General features: G+C 37.9%; 15 protein-coding genes. All 15 read left to right on the top strand.

Translation table 11 applies throughout. The annotated features are described in order from the left end of the window. Nucleotides 1-15: 15 nt before the first annotated feature. Nucleotides 16-645, top strand: a complete 630-nt coding sequence (locus FC66_RS06630) for an endonuclease III domain-containing protein (RefSeq protein WP_057974602.1) — start codon at nt 16-18, stop codon at nt 643-645. A gap of 132 nt (nt 646-777) precedes the next feature. Continuing rightward, a complete protein-coding gene (locus tag FC66_RS06625; protein WP_057974601.1) occupies nt 778-2,655 on the top strand; it encodes a glycoside hydrolase family 2 TIM barrel-domain containing protein in 1,878 nt (625 codons plus the stop codon). Continuing rightward, on the top strand, nt 2,639-3,595 hold the full coding sequence (locus FC66_RS06620) for a beta-galactosidase small subunit (protein WP_057974600.1): 957 nt from the start codon (nt 2,639-2,641) through the stop codon (nt 3,593-3,595). The genes FC66_RS06625 and FC66_RS06620 overlap by 17 nt, the downstream gene beginning before the upstream one ends. A 157-nt stretch (nt 3,596-3,752) precedes the next feature. After that, nucleotides 3,753-3,968, top strand: coding sequence for a helix-turn-helix transcriptional regulator (locus tag FC66_RS06615; RefSeq protein WP_057974599.1), 216 nt, complete (start codon nt 3,753-3,755; stop codon nt 3,966-3,968). 1 nt (nt 3,969) lies between these two features. Next, nucleotides 3,970-4,407 (top strand): hypothetical protein, encoded by a 438-nt coding sequence (locus FC66_RS06610; protein ID WP_057974598.1) that lies wholly within the window; start codon nt 3,970-3,972, stop codon nt 4,405-4,407. A gap of 120 nt (nt 4,408-4,527) precedes the next feature. After that, nucleotides 4,528-6,279, top strand: coding sequence for a DNA helicase RecQ (recQ, locus tag FC66_RS06605; protein WP_057974597.1), 1,752 nt, complete (start codon nt 4,528-4,530; stop codon nt 6,277-6,279). A gap of 20 nt (nt 6,280-6,299) precedes the next feature. Continuing rightward, complete coding sequence (locus tag FC66_RS06600) at nt 6,300-6,761, top strand: ASCH domain-containing protein (protein ID WP_057974596.1); 462 nt, start codon at nt 6,300-6,302, stop codon at nt 6,759-6,761. 3 nt (nt 6,762-6,764) lie between these two features. After that, nucleotides 6,765-7,145 carry a VOC family protein gene (locus FC66_RS06595; protein ID WP_057974595.1) on the top strand — a complete coding sequence of 127 codons (381 nt, stop codon included), beginning with the start codon at nt 6,765-6,767 and terminating at the stop codon, nt 7,143-7,145. 113 nt (nt 7,146-7,258) lie between these two features. Next, nucleotides 7,259-8,203 (top strand): Gfo/Idh/MocA family protein, encoded by a 945-nt coding sequence (locus tag FC66_RS06590; RefSeq protein WP_057974594.1) that lies wholly within the window; start codon nt 7,259-7,261, stop codon nt 8,201-8,203. A gap of 211 nt (nt 8,204-8,414) precedes the next feature. Next, nucleotides 8,415-9,875 (top strand): glycoside hydrolase family 1 protein, encoded by a 1,461-nt coding sequence (locus FC66_RS06585; protein WP_057974593.1) that lies wholly within the window; start codon nt 8,415-8,417, stop codon nt 9,873-9,875. Between the two features lie 31 nt (nt 9,876-9,906). Further along, nucleotides 9,907-10,578 (top strand): N-acetylmannosamine-6-phosphate 2-epimerase, encoded by a 672-nt coding sequence (locus tag FC66_RS06580; RefSeq protein ID WP_420911479.1) that lies wholly within the window; start codon nt 9,907-9,909, stop codon nt 10,576-10,578. Nucleotides 10,579-10,811: 233 nt separating this feature from the next. Next, nucleotides 10,812-11,390: a sugar O-acetyltransferase gene (locus FC66_RS06575; RefSeq protein ID WP_057974591.1), complete on the top strand. Its 579-nt coding sequence runs from the start codon at nt 10,812-10,814 to the stop codon at nt 11,388-11,390. A 213-nt stretch (nt 11,391-11,603) separates the two neighbouring features. Then, nucleotides 11,604-13,184: a BCCT family transporter gene (locus tag FC66_RS06570; protein ID WP_083478985.1), complete on the top strand. Its 1,581-nt coding sequence runs from the start codon at nt 11,604-11,606 to the stop codon at nt 13,182-13,184. A 137-nt stretch (nt 13,185-13,321) separates the two neighbouring features. Next, complete coding sequence (locus FC66_RS06565; protein ID WP_057974590.1) at nt 13,322-16,129, top strand: type I restriction endonuclease subunit R; 2,808 nt, start codon at nt 13,322-13,324, stop codon at nt 16,127-16,129. A gap of 3 nt (nt 16,130-16,132) precedes the next feature. Continuing rightward, entirely contained in the window at nt 16,133-17,728 is a 1,596-nt protein-coding gene (locus FC66_RS06560) for a type I restriction-modification system subunit M (RefSeq protein ID WP_057974589.1), read from the top strand. The last annotated feature ends 70 nt before the right edge of the window (nt 17,729-17,798 follow it).

Below are 17,798 nucleotides of genomic sequence, written 5' to 3'. Positions count from 1 at the left end.
GTCAAGGAGCCCCTAATGAAAACAGATAAAGATATAATTAAAGTGCTTAACCGGTTATCGGACCATTACGGCCCACAATACTGGTGGTCAAATGAAAATCCAATTTCTGATTGGGTGACGATGATTCTTATCCAACAATCTACTGGTGTCAATGTGGAGAAGGCGATGGTTAAACTAGACGGTTATTTAACGGTTGAACAACTTCAGTCAATGGATATAGAAGACTTACAAGAGCGCATTCGATCGGCAGGATTTTACAAACAAAAAAGTGCCTATATTAAAAATTTAATTAATTGGTTCGCTGAACACGGCGCGAATTTCGCTGATTTTGAAGAAATAACGACGACAGATTTACGTCAAGAATTATTGGCAATTAAAGGTATTGGACCCGAAACGGCAGACGATATATTATTATATACGTTTGGCCGTAATGTCTTTATCGCGGATCAATACGCAATGCGTTTATTTGGCCGTTTGGGTTTTGGCGAATACAAATCTTACAAAAAAATGCAAACTGATTTTACGGGAGCTGCTGAGAAGGTCCCACTAAACTTGTGTCGTGAATGGCATGCGGTGATTGATGAACACGGTAAAGCTTTTCGGAAAAATAAGAATCTGGACGAAAGTTGGTTACTTGCAGATTAGAAAATTTGGCTACTTTGGTAGTCTTATTTTTTGGTCGTTAATCGTGCGATGCCCGTTTTGACATCCCTCGTGGAAACAATTATACTTCAAATATGAAAGCGTTTTAAAAAGACTAAATGGGGGTTAAATAAAATGATTCCAGAGATTGAGTGGTTAGATACACCAGCCGTTTTCCGAGAGGGTCAGTTACCAGCTCATAGTGATCACCGTTACTACGCTACGGAAGCTGAGATGGCACTACAGAAGAGTTCATTTGAACAATCTTTGAACGGAACATGGCAATTCAGTTATAGTCCAAATGCAGCAAGCCGGCCAAAAAATTTCTTTCAGACGGATTTTGATGCGGAACAATTTGATCAAATTACGGTACCGCAGCATATCGAATTGGCGGGTTATGATCAATTCCATTATATAAATACGATGTATCCGTGGGAAGGTCATGAATATCGACGACCTGCTTTTTCAGAATTTAATCAGGATAACTTTACGGGGATGTTCAGTGCTGCAGAATACAATCCAGTCGGCTCGTATTTGCAGCATTTTGATTTGGATCCCGCACTGCAAAATAAACGCGTTATTATTCGCTTCTCGGGAGTCGAACAGGCAATGTATGTTTGGTTAAATGGTCACTTCTTAGGTTATGCAGAAGATAGTTTCACACCATCCGAATTTAATCTAACACCTTATTTAAAAGCGGAAGATAACCATTTGGCGGTGGAGGTTCATAAACGAAGTTCTGCAGCCTTTATTGAAGATCAAGACTTTTTCCGTTTCTTCGGAATTTTCCGAGATGTGACTTTATTAGCGCAACCGGAAACCCATTTAGATGACTTATGGGTTATTCCTGAATATGATGTTAACCAACAAACGGGACAATTAAATTTACAACTGCATTTTAGTGGTGCAACACGACGAGTACGCGTCACGTTTAAAGACCAAGAAAATCTGTTATTTAGTGATGAATTAACGAGCGCGCCAACCGTTGAGCAACACTACGATTTGGAACAGCCAGTTGTTGCCTGGCAAAATGAACGCCCTTATTTATATACGTTACAATTAGAAATTATGACTGATGAGGGCCAAGTTATTGAGGTGATTCAACAATTAGTCGGTTTCCGGAAAATTGAGATTAAAGATCGCGTAATGTTATTGAATGGTGAGCGTTTAATTATTAATGGTGTTAACCGACACGAATGGAATCCTAAAACGGGACGGACAATTTCTGATGCTGATGAGGCATGGGATGTTGACGCCATGTTACGTAATAACATTAATGCAGTCCGGACATCACATTATCCGGATCGGTTATCTTTCTATGATCGTTGTGACCAAGCCGGTATTTATATGATGGCTGAAACGAACTTGGAATCACATGGCTCATGGCAGAAAATGGGTGCGGTTGAACCTTCTTGGAATGTTCCTGGTTCAATGAATGAGTGGGAACCAGCTGTTTTAGATCGTGCTAAAAGTAATTTTGAACTTTTTAAAAATCATCCCTCAGTCTTGTTCTGGTCGTTAGGCAATGAATCATATGCCGGTAGCGTGCTAGAAAAAATGAATGCTTACTATAAACAACGAGATGCAACACGATTAGTTCATTACGAAGGTGTTTTCCGTGCAACTGAGTATAAGGACACGATTTCGGATGTTGAAAGTCGGATGTATGCAACACCAGATGAAATTAAAGCTTATTTAGACAACTCACCAAAGAAACCATTTATTTTGTGCGAATATATGCATGATATGGGGAATTCACTAGGCGGAATGAAATCTTATATTGATTTATTGCAGCAGTATGAGTCATACCAAGGTGGGTTTATTTGGGACTTTATTGATCAAGGACTATTGGTTGAAGACCCAGTAACGGGACAATCTGAGTTACGTTATGGTGGCGATTTTGATGATCGGCCATCTGATTACGAATTCTCGGGTGATGGACTTGTTTTTGCAACGCGTGAAGAAAAACCAGCAATGCAGGAGGTGAAATACTACTATGGCACAGACAAATAAGCAATTAGCCGTAATTTATGGGGATGTGACGCTTGGATTGAAAGGAGACGATTTCCATTATATCTTCTCTTATCAAACGGGTGGTCCAGAATCTTTTAGAATTCAAGGCAAAGAGTGGCTTTATCGTTCACCTAAACCAACTTTTTGGCGAGCGACTACCGATAATGATCGCGGTAATAAGTTTCCAGTGAAATCTGCAATGTGGTTGGGCGCTGATCAGTTTAGTCATAACCAATCAGTGTCTGTTGCCATTAATGGACAACCGATTGACTTACCCATTGCACCTGAAAATAATCGTTATACTGATCATGAAATCGCCGAAAAAGTTGAGATAAGCTATACTTATCTCACGACGACCGTGCCAGAAACGCAGGTGACGGTGACCTATACGGTTGAGCCAACCGGTAAGATGAATGTCGCAGTTGCTTATAAAGGACAAAAAGGATTACCATCTTTACCTGTCTTTGGGTTACGATTTATTATGCCAACGACGGCAACGCGTTTCTCTTACCAAGGCCTTTCTGGTGAAACATATCCGGATCGCATGGCAGGCGGTATACCGGGTCAATACGATGTTCAAGGTTTACCGGTAACGCCTTACCTGGTACCACAAGATTGTGGGATACATATGCAAACAGATTGGGTGACCATCTATCGTCAGGCAGTTTTAGATAATCGCATTCGACAGGTACCAGAAACTGGACTGAAATTTAGTGCAGTCAATCAACCTATTGCGTTTTCATGCTTGCCTTATACGGCTGAAGAATTAGAAAATGCGACCCATCATAGTGAATTACCAGCTGAACATCGAACTGTTCTATCAATTCTTGGTGCCGTTCGAGGCGTGGGTGGTATTGATAGTTGGGGCAGTGATGTTGAGTCTGACTATCAAATTGATGCGGAGAAGGATATTGAGTACCAGTTTGATATTTTGTTTTAGAAGGATCCTGCTCTCCAAATAGATTGAAAAAAATATAATAATTACTCTCAAGAACCTTCCAACCAGAAGGTTCTTTTTTTATTGACTTCAAATAAAAAGAATTATATTATGAAGTTAACTTCACATGAAGTTCATTTCATACTGAGAGGTAACAAACATGCGAAATAAAATTAAACAATACAGGACACAACTTGATTTAACGCAGGAGCAGTTAGCTGAAAAAGTCCAGGTTTCAAGTCGGACCATTATTTCACTTGAAAAAGGGAAGTATAAACCGTCGATTATGTTGGCTTATCGATTGAGTTTATTATTCGATTGTCGAATTGAAGACTTGTTTCAGCTAAAAGAAAACTTAGCATTGGAGGAAAGTTAAGATGAAAATTTATAGTTATCGTCATTTTATTACCGGAATATTCTTTACAATTATTGGAATTTCAACAATTTGGACAACGAATTTAACCTTCACGGATACTTTTGATTGGTTAGAACTGGGGAAATCACTCTTCTTTATTATTTGTTCTTTTTTGATTGCAGGTTACCAATTCTATATCACTTTTTCCAAAAAGGGATTGAAGGAACATGACCTTGAGGAAAAAGATGAACGTAATCAGTTAATTGATAAATCAGTCGATGCCATGATTGGCAAAATTGCGTATAACATGATTTTTGTTTTATCGCTGTTGTTCATTATTTTATGGGCAATTTTTAAAATCGGAACCCTTTTATGGATTGGGGCGGCATTCTCAATCTTGTATACGATGTTGTTATTTATTTCATTCGCGGTTATTGTCTACTATGAAAAGAAATTGTAGTACGATTTTAGATGTCTTTTTCAATTTGAAAGGCATCTTTTTAATTCCGAAAAAATAACCTATGCTATAATTTATGTATTAGAGAATTATCTGTGAAAATGAGCAAAGAGAAAGGGCCATATGAATCCACAATCAGTTTTAAAAGAAAAATTTGGTTACGATAATTTTCGTCAGGGCCAACAAGAAGTCATCGACGGAATCCTAGCCGGTGAAGATGTCTTAGCGATTATGCCAACGGGTGGCGGAAAGTCACTCTGTTACCAAATTCCAGCGCTTATCTTGGATGGATTAACGTTAGTTATTTCACCATTAATTTCATTAATGAAAGACCAAGTTGATGCCTTGAATGAAAATGGGATTGCGGCAACGTTTATTAATAGTACGCTAGACTATATGGAAGTTCGTGAACGCTTCAATCAGGCTGCGCGTGGCGAAGTGAAATTACTTTATGTGTCACCCGAACGTTTGGATTCTGATGGATTTATGGCCGATTTATCACAATTGAAAATTGATCTTGTAGCCGTTGATGAGGCACATTGTATTTCACAATGGGGGCATGATTTCCGTCCCAGTTATCTACGGCTGACAGAAACAATTCAACGGTTGAGTTCAAATCCAACTATTATTGCGTTGACGGCTACAGCAACGTCACAAGTGGCCGCAGACATCATGCAACGGCTTACGATTGTACATGAAGTCAAAACGGGATTTTCTCGTGAAAATTTAGCCTTTCAAGTGGTTAAAGACCAAAACAGTGATCGCTTCTTACTTGATTATTTGAAAGCGCAAAAGCAACAATCTGGTATTATTTACGCTAGTACACGAAAAGAAGTTGAACGGTTAACGAAATTAATTAAAAAGGCCAAAATTAAAGTGGCAATGTACCATGGTGGTATGAAAGAAGACGAACGCCGTCAGAATCAGGAAGACTTCTTGTATGATCGTGTACAAGTCATGATTGCGACTAATGCTTTTGGAATGGGTATTGATAAAAGTAATGTTCGATTCGTGATTCATGCTCAGATTCCGGGAAGTTTAGAAGCTTATTACCAAGAAGCTGGACGCGCGGGACGAGATGGGTTACCGAGTGAAGCTGTTTTACTCTTTAATTTAAAAGATGTTCAGATTCAACATTTCTTTATTGATCAGTCTGAGATGGATGAAATTAATAAGAAGCATGAATATCTTAAATTGCAAGAAATGACGCAATATGCGAATACGCAGCAATGTTTACAACAGACAATCGTGAATTATTTTGGCGATGAAGCACCAGAGTGTGGTCGCTGTAGTAATTGTTTGGACACACGGGATGCGCTAGATATTTCAATTGACGCCCAGAAAGTGTTATCGTGCGTAAAACGTATGGATGAACATTTTGGTAAAGGTTTGGTTGCCCAGGTTTTAACTGGATCGAAGGTACAAAAGGTCATGCAATTCAGATTTGATGAGTTGCCCACTTATGGCTTGATGAAAGATCGTTCGCAAAAAGAGGTTTCTGGATTAATCGACTATTTGGTGGCATCGGGATTCTTACAGGCATCAAGCGGACAATATCCCGTCTTACAGCTTGCTGCTGATGGTGTTGGGGTTTTGAAAGGCGAGACAAAAGTTACCCGTAAAATGGCCGTTAAAGTACGTCAGGCATTACCGGAAGATAATGAATTATTTGAAGAATTGAGACAATTACGTCGTGAATTGGCGGAAGAACAAGGCGTACCGCCATTTGTTATTTTCTCTGATAAAACGTTATATTCAATGTGCGAAATTATGCCGGAAACCTTAACAGAAATGTTAGACGTTAAAGGTGTCGGTGAAAGTAAATTAGAAAAATACGGCGAGTTATTCTTAGATATTTTAAACGCAGAAGATTAAATTCTTGAAGGAGAGTTCACATGACAATTTATGAGTACTGGCAAGCATTTAAAAAGGCAAACAATATTGAACATGATAACTACGATGCATGGGCATTTGGCGCTACTAAAAAGACATCGTTGGAATTGGGTCAACTAGTACTGGACGGCCTTAAAACGGCAACGTCATCAGCTTATGGTCTATATTTTGATGAAGAACCAATGCCTAAAGTTGGCGATTATAACGTTATTGTCGATTACAAAGACAATCCGATGGCTATCACGAAAACAACTAAAGTCTACACGACGCCATATAACGAAGTTACAGAAGCGCATGCTTTTCTTGAAGGCGAGGGTGACCGGACATTAGCTTATTGGCGTAGCGTTCATCAACCTTTTTTTGAAGAAGATTTAGAGAGTGTCAATAAAAAATTTGACGAGACAATGCCTGTCTTATGTGAAGAATTTGAATTGGTTTTTCCAACTGAAACAACGGAGGCATAAAAAATGAAAATTGAACATATTGGTTTATGGGTAGCAGATCTCGAAGGCATGCGTGATTTCTACGTGACAAATTTTAACGCTACGTTTGGCGAACGTTATGATAATGTCACTAAAGGATTCTCTTCATATTTTATGAGTTTTCCGGACGGTCAAGCCCGTTTAGAGATTATGACAAGAACGGACATTACAACGCGCTATCCGACTGGTCAAGGTTACGCACATCTTGCATTTTCCGTTGGCAGTCATGTGATTGTTGACCAAATGGTCGTTGATTTCAAGGCTGCCGGGATAGGGGTAATTGGCGAGCCTCGGATAACTGGGGATGGCTACTATGAAGCTGTAATCCTAGATCCTGAAGGTAATCAAATTGAACTTGTTGGTTAAACAAATAGCGCTCATTTATTGAGCGTTATTTTTTTGTCAAAATTAAATTGGTACTTAACAAGTAACTTATTTATAATTAAATGAAAGCGATTTAAAAGAAACGGAGAATACTCATGAATTTTGGCATAATTGGTTATGGTAATATTGCGAAACGTTTTTTCAACAGCATACAACACACAGAAAATGGAAGGGTAACGGCAATTGGATCGAAATCATTAACCGTTAACGACCAATTCAAAATAGAGAATCCTGGTATAACTGTTTATGATTCTTATCAGGCCGTTTTAGAGGACGATACGATTGATGGTGTCTATATTGCCTTACCGCACATGATGCACAAAGAATGGTCGCTAAAGGCATTAGCGTTAAAAATACCCGTCTTTTGTGAAAAACCTGCCGTTTTAACAACTGCTGATATGAAAGAAATTGAGCTTGCCTCGGTGCAAAACAAAACATTATTTATGGAAGCATTCAAGACGAAATTTAACGCGGGGATGGATCATTTAAAAAAAGACTTAGATTTAATTGGACCCATTCAAACGTTATCGGCTAATTTCTGTTCAAACGCTATTCCGGAACAAAAACCAACCTCATATTTACTACAAAAGGGCCAAGGTGGGGCTTTAAATGATATTGGCACGTATCCAATTGGGTTCGTATTAGATATTGTGGCAACTCCAATTCGAAAAATTAATCCCACAATGGAAATGCACAATGGGATTGATGAAAGTTTTTCGGCAACTATTTATTTTGAAAATGGCGTACAGGCTTTTATCGAAGGGGCCATTAATGAAGCCAAAGAACGGGTTGCCATTATTTCAGGGCAACGGGGACAAATCACAATTCCGATGTACAACAGAATTGAAGATTATACGATTACGTTGACGAATGGGCAAAAAATTGACCGTCATTATTTTATTGCGGGGGATGATATGACGCTTGAAATTCAGGCCTTTATTGATTTAGTGGAAGTTGGGGCGAGCGAGTCTCACAGACATAGTTTGCAAGATACATTTGATATTATTCAAGTGATTGAGAAGATTAGACAAGATAAATGATGATAAAATACCTTTTGACAGCGCTTTCTTAATTTGGTATACTTATCTTGTCAAATAAGGGCTGTAACTGATTAGATCAGGCGTTACCTATTGATAACTACTTTTTGTGGTTATCAATAGGTAATTTTTTTTGAAAAAATGAGTATCAGCTTGTTTTGACGGCAACATGGTACATAAGAACGACAAAAAAACTTTGAAGGAGCGTAATGATATGTATAAAACAGATTATCCAAAAGGGTTTAAAGATGGTTTCTTATGGGGTGGCGCAACGGCCGCTAACCAAGTTGAAGGTGGCTGGAATTTAGATGGAAAAGGGATGACGACTGCTGAAGTTATTCGGAAATCTGAAAAAAGAACTGAAATGAATTTGGGTTCTGTCACAATGAAAGCTATTGAAGAAGCGATGGCTGATACGACCACTGACCATTACCCAAAACGTCGTGGCATTGATTTTTACCATAATTATAAAGAAGATATAAAATTATTCGCAGAAATGGGATTCAAATCATACCGAATGTCGATGGCATGGGCACGTATTTTCCCTAATGGTAACGAAACAGAACCGAATGAAGCCGGATTGGCTTTTTATGACCGTGTCTTTGATGAATTAGCAAAATATGATATTGAACCCGTTGTGACATTATCACATTATGAGATGCCACTCGACTTGACGATTAAACAAAATGGATGGGCAAGTCGTGATACAATCACAAGTTTTACACGTTACACAGATGTTGTCCTTAAGCGTTTCAGAGATAAGGTTAGGTATTGGCTAACTTTTAATGAAATTAACGTTAGCTCATTTGGGTTTATGGAAACGGGTGCCGTAGATAGTGAATTAACGGAAAAGGAACAATTACAAATTCGTTATCAGGCAGTTCATCATCAATTTATTGCTAGTGCATTGGTCGTTGAACAAGCACGGAAGATTAATCCTAACTTTGAGGTGGGATGTATGCTTGCGAGAATGCAAACTTATCCCTCAACACCAAATCCGGCAGATGTTCGGGCCGCTCAAGAAAATGATAATTTAAACTTATTCTTCACGGATGTTCAGGTCCGTGGTGAATATCCAGAATACATGAACCGTTACTTCAGAGAAAATGACGTACATATATCAATGGAACCCGGGGATGAGGCAATTCTTAAAATGGGAACGGTGTCCTACCTTAGTTTTAGTTACTATATGTCAATGGTCACGTCGGCTGGCAAAACAGGTGACACGTCGTTGGGAAACATGATTAACGGTGAAAAGAATCCATACTTAGAAACAAGTGACTGGGGTTGGCAAATTGACCCAGTCGGGTTACGAATTACGTTGAACGCAATGTGGGATCGTTACCGAGTGCCGTTATTTATTGTTGAAAATGGGATTGGCGCTCTTGATAAGTTAGGGGCGGATGGTAAAGTTCACGACGATTACCGAATTAAATACCTTGAAGAACATATTATCCAAATGAAAGAGGCAGTTATGGATGGCGTCGATTTAATGGGTTATACCATGTGGGGTTGCATTGATTTGATTAGTGCATCGACTTCCGAAATGAGTAAACGTTATGGATTCATTTATGTGGATCAAGATGACGACGGTAATGGCTCATTGAAACGTTACAAGAAGGATAGTTTTGATTGGTACAAGCAAGTTATTGAGGCTAATGGTCAAAATATTTAAAGACAGATTTTATCCGGCGAAAAAGAGAAATATAATGAATTTAAATGACATCAAAGATGGGCTAGTCGTTTCTTGTCAGGCACTTGAAAATGAACCGTTATACAGTTCATTTATTATGGGAAAAATGGCTTTGGCAGCAGAACTAGGTGGCGCCGTTGGGATTCGTGCCAATTCAGTAGCCGACATTTTAGAAATTAAAAAACAGGTGAATCTCCCGTTAATTGGGATAATAAAACGAGACTATCCTGATTCAGAAGTTTATATTACGGCGACTATGAAGGAAGTAAATGAGTTACTGACAACGGATGCCGAAATTATTGCGATGGACGCAACTGTTCGAGATCGTCCAAATCATGAATCCGTTACAGATTTAGTCGGCAAAATTCATGCGGAAAACAGACTAGTAATGGCAGATATTTCGACTTACGAAGAAGGCATTATGGCCGAAAAAAATGGCTTTGACATGGTTTCTACTACGCTTTCTGGCTATACGGATTACACGGATGAAAGAGACAATCCAGATTTTGAATTATTAAAAAAATTGGTTGGAAATCTTAAAATTCCCGTGATTATGGAAGGTCATACAACAACGCCGGAAGAAGTAAAAAAAGCCTTGAATATGGGCGCGTTCTCAGCTGTTGTGGGTGGTGTTATAACAAGACCACAACAAATTACGCAACGATTCGTTGATAAAATAAGTTAAGACAATTGTAAAAATTAAGGAACGCCTTATCAGGGAGCAAGATAATTATGATAAGGTGTCCCTTTGTGCGGATAAAAATTAGAATTCAAGATACATAAAAAATTATATTAATTATTTTTATTATTGGGCTTAGGCGCGTTATGATGGGCATGAACGTTTGTATTATAAATGCCATAAAGTCCCATTTTAAAAGTAATTTTAACAAATGACTCTATAAGTGGTATTCTTATACTATGATAAAAACTGAGAGAGAAAAGATGTCAGATGGTGAACCGTATGAGCAGTTTGATCCGGAATTAGTTGAACGACGAGAACTAATTCGGAGAGAACTGCTGACAATTAACCAACTTGACGATAATAAACAACAGAATACAAATATTAAAGCATTATTGGCTGATTCCGGTGACGACTTTTGGGCCGAAACGGGAATCGAATTTGATTATGGATTTAATATTCATATCGGAAATCACTTTTATGCGAACTACCATTTAACGATGTTGGACACTTGTCCGATCACGATTGGTGATCATTGTTACATTGGTCCAGACGTTGGCTTCTACACACCAGTACATCCCTTATCCGCAAAATTACGTAACGCGGATGTCGAAATGGGTAAACCAATTACGGTTGGCGATAGTGTCTGGATGGGTGGACACGTCACGATTTTACCAGGCGTTACGCTTGGTAACCGTGTCGTAGTTGGCGCCGGATCAGTAGTAACAAAGTCGTTCGGTGATGATCTCGTAATTGCGGGTAACCCAGCACGAATTATTCGTTATCTAGATGATAATGGAGACGTGAGCCCAGGTTAGCGATTCGATAGAATATTAACTATTAATTAACGTTATGAGTATTTGTATAAGATGGCAAGCTAACAAGCACGCTGTGCAGATATCCCTAGTGGAGAAACTGTACCGGTGTGTTTTTTTGTGCAAATAAAAGTGAAGTTGTTGGGATGAGTGCGAGGCGCACTCTAAATTTAGGAGGAATTTTTTATTTTAGAAAAACAAAATATCGATAAAAAAATGTTTGTACCAACTGTGGCACTATTTATTTTAGTGTCAGTCGGATTATTGCTTGGTGGCTCAGGTTTGAAGCTAGCATTGGGTTCTGCGATGGACGCCATTACGGCTCATCTGAGTTGGGTTTATCTTGGCATATATATTCTTAATTTTGTTTTCTTTTTATATATTGCATTGAGTCATTACGGTAGAATAACCCTCGGTAATAAAGGCGAAAAGCCCGCATACAATGATTTTAAATGGGGAAGTATGGTTTTTGCGACTGCCATTGATGCTAGTATTTTGATGCTTAGCATGGTTGATCCACTTCGTTACGTACAACAACCATTGTTTGGCGCTAAAGCGATGTCACCTGTTAATTATCAAAATGCACATATGATGGGCCAATTCGATTGGGGTCCAATGGCTTGGATGATGTTTGCGTCATCGGCCGTAATTATTTCGTACGTTATGTATGTAAAAAAAGTAAAAGTGATGTGTGTCAGTGATGTCATCCCTATGTTAAAAGGGGACCAAGCTTATAAAAAAATCTTACGTAAAATTGTTGATTTTTTAGTTGTCTTTGGCATTATGGGCGGTGTTGGCTCATCAGTCGGAATGGAAATCCCAGTATTGTCACGAATTATCGCAACACTAACGGGTGTTCCAGATACAATTTTGTTAAAATTAGCCTTGTTTGTAGTCTTGTTTTCTATTTTTACGTTAACAATGTTCAAGGGAATTAAGGGCGGAATTGACCGCTTAAGTTCAGCACATATCTGGACGGCAATTGGGTTCTTATTAATTGTTTTATTAGTAGGTCCAACGTTATATATTTTAAAATCAGAAGGACATAGCCTTGTACTGATGGTGACACAATTTGTCGCAATGAGTACAGGGACTGCATCAGGGTTGGGCCATGCGGTTGATCCTGTTAAATCAGAAACTATTTTTTATTGGGGTTGGTGGTTAACATTCATGCCATTTATGGGCTTATTCATTGCTAGAATTTCACGTGGTCGAACAATTCGTCAAGTCATTTTAGGGATGTTAGCGTATGGCGCATTAGGCTGTATGAGTTTCTATGCAATCTTAGGTGGCTACTCACTTTATCTTCAGCAAAGTGGAGCCGTTGACCTTATTCATACCTTGAATGTTTACGGTCAGGCCGCAGCAATCGCGCAAGTCATTTCGACGTTGCCTTTTAAATACGTCATGTTAGTTATATACGCAATTTCGTGTTTTATTTTCTTAGCAACCACCATTTCTTCATCAGCATACATTGTGTCGGCATTTACTAGTACAAAACTTGGACCAGCACAACAACCAAGTTTATTTAATCGCTTAGTTTGGATGGCAATCTTTATGTTATTCTCATTCGGGATTGTCTTTGTTGGTGGATTCAAAACCATTCAAGCAATTTGTTTAATGGCCGGGTTCCCGTTGATTTTTGTATCATTATTATTGATTATTTCAACGTGGCAATATTTGGCACATGATCATTCAACGGAAAGCGTCCATACTTCATTTATGAAGATGATTGGAAAAGCAGTTAAAAAGAATATCGCTGCACAACAACATGTGATACACGATATGATTCATTAAAAATAGGTAAGATTACGGTCACTTCAGTTTCTTGGAGTGGCTTTTTTAGTACTGTGAATTGATAGGGAACATTGGTATAATTCACTTATAATTACTTACGCTCTGCGACAACGTAAGTTCGGAGGAGAGGCGATATTATGGCCGAAAGTGAAGCACAACTTGAAGAACGTTTTATTGGGTATCTAGAAAAATTAAATTATAAACGAGTCGAATTACGTTCGCTTGATGAAATGATTGCACATTTTAGAGCAATATTAAATCAACGTAACGCTGACAAATTAAATGGGAAATTATTAACGGATGGCGAATTTTCACGAATCATGTCGAAGTTAACAAGTGGGAATGCGTATGCAACTGCGCACATATTAAGAGATCAAACATTAACGATCCAAAGGGATGATACTAATGAACCAACGTTGTATCTGAACTATTTTGATACGAAAAATGCGAATAATAATGTTTATGAAGTCACAAATCAAGTAACCGTGATGGGAGTTAATGAACACGAAAATCGTTATGATGTAACGATTTTGGTTAACGGATTACCACTTGTTCAAGTTGAATTGAAAAAACGTGGTGTTGAGAATCATCAAGCCTTCAATCAAATTGGACGTTATCGACAAGTTTCTTATCAAAATCTTTTTAGGTTTATTCAGATTTTTGTGATTTCAAACGGTGTTAATTCACAGTATATGTCTAATACCGACGGTAAGATTAGTGCAGACTTCCTATTTAATTGGACGGACGAAGGAAATCATCGGTTTAATGAAATTCAAGATTTTACGAACTCATTTTTAGAAATTAACCGACTGCATTCAATGATTTCAAAGTACTTTATTTTTGATGAACGAAAAAAAGTCTTGATGGTGATGCGACCTTATCAAGTATATGCGACAGAGGCGTTAGTGAACCATGCGCTAACAACGAATGAGAATGGGTATATCTGGCATACAACGGGTTCGGGTAAAACCGTAACGTCGTTCAAAGCAGCAACGTTGCTGGCCCAAGAAGAAAGCATTGAAAAAGTTATTTTTATGTTAGATCGTGCTGATTTGAATAAGCAGACGACCGATAATTTTACGGCGTTTTCTGAAGAACTAGATTTATTGAGCGGGACAGAATCGACCTATGACTTAGTTAGACAACTTAAAGGACAAGAGACACAAGTTGTCATTACAACTATTCAAAAAATGAATTATGCAGTCACCCGTCATGAAGCGGGATTAGCAGCATTAAAAGATAAAAAAGTTGTTTTTATTGTAGATGAAGCTCATCGGACAACTTTTGGTGAACAACAAAAGGCTATCAATGGTTTCTTTTCGAAAGCACAGTGGTTTGGATTTACCGGAACGCCAAGATTCAAACAGAATCCGGCGGGCGATGGTAGAACAACCGATGATATTTTTACAACAATGCTACATTCGTATCTAATAACGGATGCGATTCGAGATAAAAATGTTTTAGGTTTCCAAATTGACTATATGAGTACGCTTAAAATGGCAAACGCGGTTGATGATGGTGAAAAAGTAGTTGGAATTGATACCCAAGAAGTTTATGAATCTGAAGAGCGTATTGCCACAGTAACTAAAAATATTTTAGGACAACATCTGCAACGAACACGTAATGGTAAATTTAATGCCTTTTTAACGGTTAAAGATACTAAGTTAGCAGTTGCTTATTATGATGAATTTAACAAGCAACTAGCTGATTCTAAAAAAGACATTAAGGTGGCAACTATTTTTACATGGGCGGCAAATGAGGATGGTAATGAAGATGAGTCAACTCAATCTCATTCACAATTACAAATGGACCGAATTATAGATAATTATAATAAAACGTACCATACGCAGCATTCGACGAATGAGTTCAGAAAGTATGCTGAAGACGTTCAAAATCGCGTGGAAAAAAATGATCCATTAAATCGGATTGATATTTTAATTGTGGTCAACATGATGTTGACTGGATTTGATTCTAAAACTCTGAACACGCTGTACGTCGACAAAAATTTGGAATATCACAATTTAATCCAAGCTTATTCAAGAACAAACCGTGTTTATGATATGAATTTAAAACCATTTGGACAAATTGTTGCTTACCGTAAGTTAAAAGAACAAACGGATGAAGCACTTGAGTTATTTGGGGCAACTAATAGTGTAGGTGCCTTTTTACAGCCACCTTTTAATGACATCAAAACCGATTATCAAAAAGCAATTGATGAGTTACTTGAATATGTGGGAACACCACAAATGGTTGATGATTTACCGGATGAAGAGGCACAAAGTAAATTTATTAAACTTTTTAGAACGCTCGCTCGAGTTGAACGAAAAATGGAAGGATATGCTGAATTTGATTTAGCTAAATCTGGTTCAGAGTTTGGTTTTACTGAACAAGATATGAATGACTATCGTTCAAAATATTTGGATATTTATATTGGCCGAGGGGTTCATGACAAGGCCTCAATTCTTGATGAAATCGATTTTGAAATTGATCTTATTGAGGAAAATACAATCAATACAAGATACATCAAAGGCTTAATTGGACAACTTGACTTAGCCGCTCCAGAGGATGAGCGCAGGAAGGCAGTTAAAGAATTGATAGATGGAATTAAGAGTTCTAACGATGCTAACCTTTTTTTGAAACGAGACTTATTGATCTCATTTCTTGAAAATGAGGTACCCAGCTTAAGTTCAGATATTAAAATTGAAGATGCGTTGTTAGATTTCTTTGAAGAACAAGAAAAAATTGCTGTTCAAACGTATTCGAAAGAAAATGACGTTCCAGAATCAGCGATTAACGAAACGATTAGTGAGTATAAGTTCACTGGTCGAGAGAAGAAAGAGTCACTGAAAAAAGGAATCGGCGCACCGCTTAAAAATAAACGGAAAATTGAATCAGCATTGAAATTCGCCATTCAAACCGTTAAAAAATTCACTATAGGAGTTTAATTAATGACTGAAAATACGGATACTGTACAGCAACAACAGGCCAACCTACAAAAAGCACTTTGGGCCGCCGCAAATGATTTACGTAGTAACATGGATGCCAGTGAATTTAGGAATTATTTGCTTGGTATGATTTTTTATCGGTATTTATCACAAAAAACAGCAAAATATGTGGACACTTTACTGGAAGATTATCCTGAATTAACAACTTATCAAGAATTGGTTGCGGAAGCTGGGGAAGAAGACGTTCGCGCCGAATTGTTAGATACGCTTGGTTATGTCGTATTACCTGAAGATTTATTTTCTAATATGATTAAAGAAATATCTGCTAATAACTTTTCTGTTGAACATTTAGAAATTGCAGTAAACCGTGTTCAAAGTTCAACAATCGGAACGGATTCAGAACAAGATTTTGACCATCTGTTTGACGATATGGATTTGAGTTCAACCCGTTTAGGTAGTTCGGTGACGGCTAGATCTGGTTTGATTGCGAAAGTAATGCTCTCAATTAATTCAATTGAAACAGATTACGATAATACTCAGATTGACGTTCTCGGTGATGCGTACGAATATTTAATTGGCCAATTTGCGGCAAGCGCTGGTAAAAAAGCTGGTGAATTCTATACACCACAAAAGGTTTCAAGTATCTTAGCTAAATTGGTCACAATGGATAAAAAGAAATTACGTAACGTCTATGATCCAACGGCTGGTTCGGGTTCGTTGTTACTTCGTGTCGGGGATGAAGCCGAGGTTAGTTATTACGCGGGTCAAGAATTGAATGGAACAACTTATAATTTAGCTCGCATGAATCTACTTCTTCATGACGTTTCTTTTGATGACTTCAATATTGAGCAAGGCGATACATTGGAAAATGATAAATATGGCGATCAAAAATTTGATGCAGTAGTCGCAAATCCACCTTATTCAGCTAACTGGAATGCCGATGCATCAAAGAATGACGATCTACGTTTTGGTTCATTTGGTAAATTAGCGCCTAAATCAAAGGCTGATTTTGCCTTTGTTGAAACGATGCTTTATCATTTGTCCGATGAAGGTACAATGGCTGTAGTTTTACCTCACGGGGTATTATTCCGTGGTGCAGGTGAAGGCTTAATTCGTAAACAAATGATTGAATCAATGAATGTCCTTGATGGCGTAATTGGTTTACCAGCTAATTTATTCTATGGCACAAGTATTCCAACAACTATTTTAGTATTCAAAAAGAATCGGACTAATAATGATATTTTCTTCATTGATGCGTCAAATGATTTTGAAAAAGCGAAGAATCAAAATAACTTAACTAATGAGCACGTAGATAAGATCATTGCAACGTATCAAAAACGAGAAGATGTTGAAAAATATGCGCATAAAGCCGAATTGGCCGAAATTGTGGAAAATGATTTTAACTTAAACATTCCGCGTTATGTGGATACTTTTGAAGAAGAAGAACCTATCGACTTAGTTCAAGTTAGTAAAGAACTTGTTGATTTGAATGCAGAAATTAAGAAATCAGAAGCAGAATTCCTAGCTATGCTGGATGAATTAGCCGTTACTGATGAAACAAAAGACTTGATTGAAGCGACAAAAGAGGTATTCAAATGAGCGATAAAATGACACCCGAGATACGGTTTAAAGGGTTTTCTGACGATTGGGAACAGCGTAAACTGGGAGA

The sequence above is a fragment of the Dellaglioa algida DSM 15638 genome, from assembly GCF_001434695.1.
Taxonomy (GTDB): Bacteria; Bacillota; Bacilli; order Lactobacillales; family Lactobacillaceae; genus Dellaglioa; species Dellaglioa algida.
The sequence above is the reverse complement of the archived record's forward strand: the minus strand, read 5'-3'. Positions and strand labels throughout refer to the sequence as shown.

Coding starts and splice junctions, on each gene's coding strand:
- FC66_RS06630 (WP_057974602.1), top strand. CDS start 16: ATGAAAACAGATAAAGATATAATTAAAGTGCTTAACCGGTTATCGGAC.
- FC66_RS06625 (WP_057974601.1), top strand. CDS start 778: ATGATTCCAGAGATTGAGTGGTTAGATACACCAGCCGTTTTCCGAGAG.
- FC66_RS06620 (WP_057974600.1), top strand. CDS start 2,639: ATGGCACAGACAAATAAGCAATTAGCCGTAATTTATGGGGATGTGACG.
- FC66_RS06615 (WP_057974599.1), top strand. CDS start 3,753: ATGCGAAATAAAATTAAACAATACAGGACACAACTTGATTTAACGCAG.
- FC66_RS06610 (WP_057974598.1), top strand. CDS start 3,970: ATGAAAATTTATAGTTATCGTCATTTTATTACCGGAATATTCTTTACA.
- recQ (WP_057974597.1), top strand. CDS start 4,528: ATGAATCCACAATCAGTTTTAAAAGAAAAATTTGGTTACGATAATTTT.
- FC66_RS06600 (WP_057974596.1), top strand. CDS start 6,300: ATGACAATTTATGAGTACTGGCAAGCATTTAAAAAGGCAAACAATATT.
- FC66_RS06595 (WP_057974595.1), top strand. CDS start 6,765: ATGAAAATTGAACATATTGGTTTATGGGTAGCAGATCTCGAAGGCATG.
- FC66_RS06590 (WP_057974594.1), top strand. CDS start 7,259: ATGAATTTTGGCATAATTGGTTATGGTAATATTGCGAAACGTTTTTTC.
- FC66_RS06585 (WP_057974593.1), top strand. CDS start 8,415: ATGTATAAAACAGATTATCCAAAAGGGTTTAAAGATGGTTTCTTATGG.
- FC66_RS06575 (WP_057974591.1), top strand. CDS start 10,812: ATGATAAAAACTGAGAGAGAAAAGATGTCAGATGGTGAACCGTATGAG.
- FC66_RS06570 (WP_083478985.1), top strand. CDS start 11,604: ATGTTTGTACCAACTGTGGCACTATTTATTTTAGTGTCAGTCGGATTA.
- FC66_RS06565 (WP_057974590.1), top strand. CDS start 13,322: ATGGCCGAAAGTGAAGCACAACTTGAAGAACGTTTTATTGGGTATCTA.
- FC66_RS06560 (WP_057974589.1), top strand. CDS start 16,133: ATGACTGAAAATACGGATACTGTACAGCAACAACAGGCCAACCTACAA.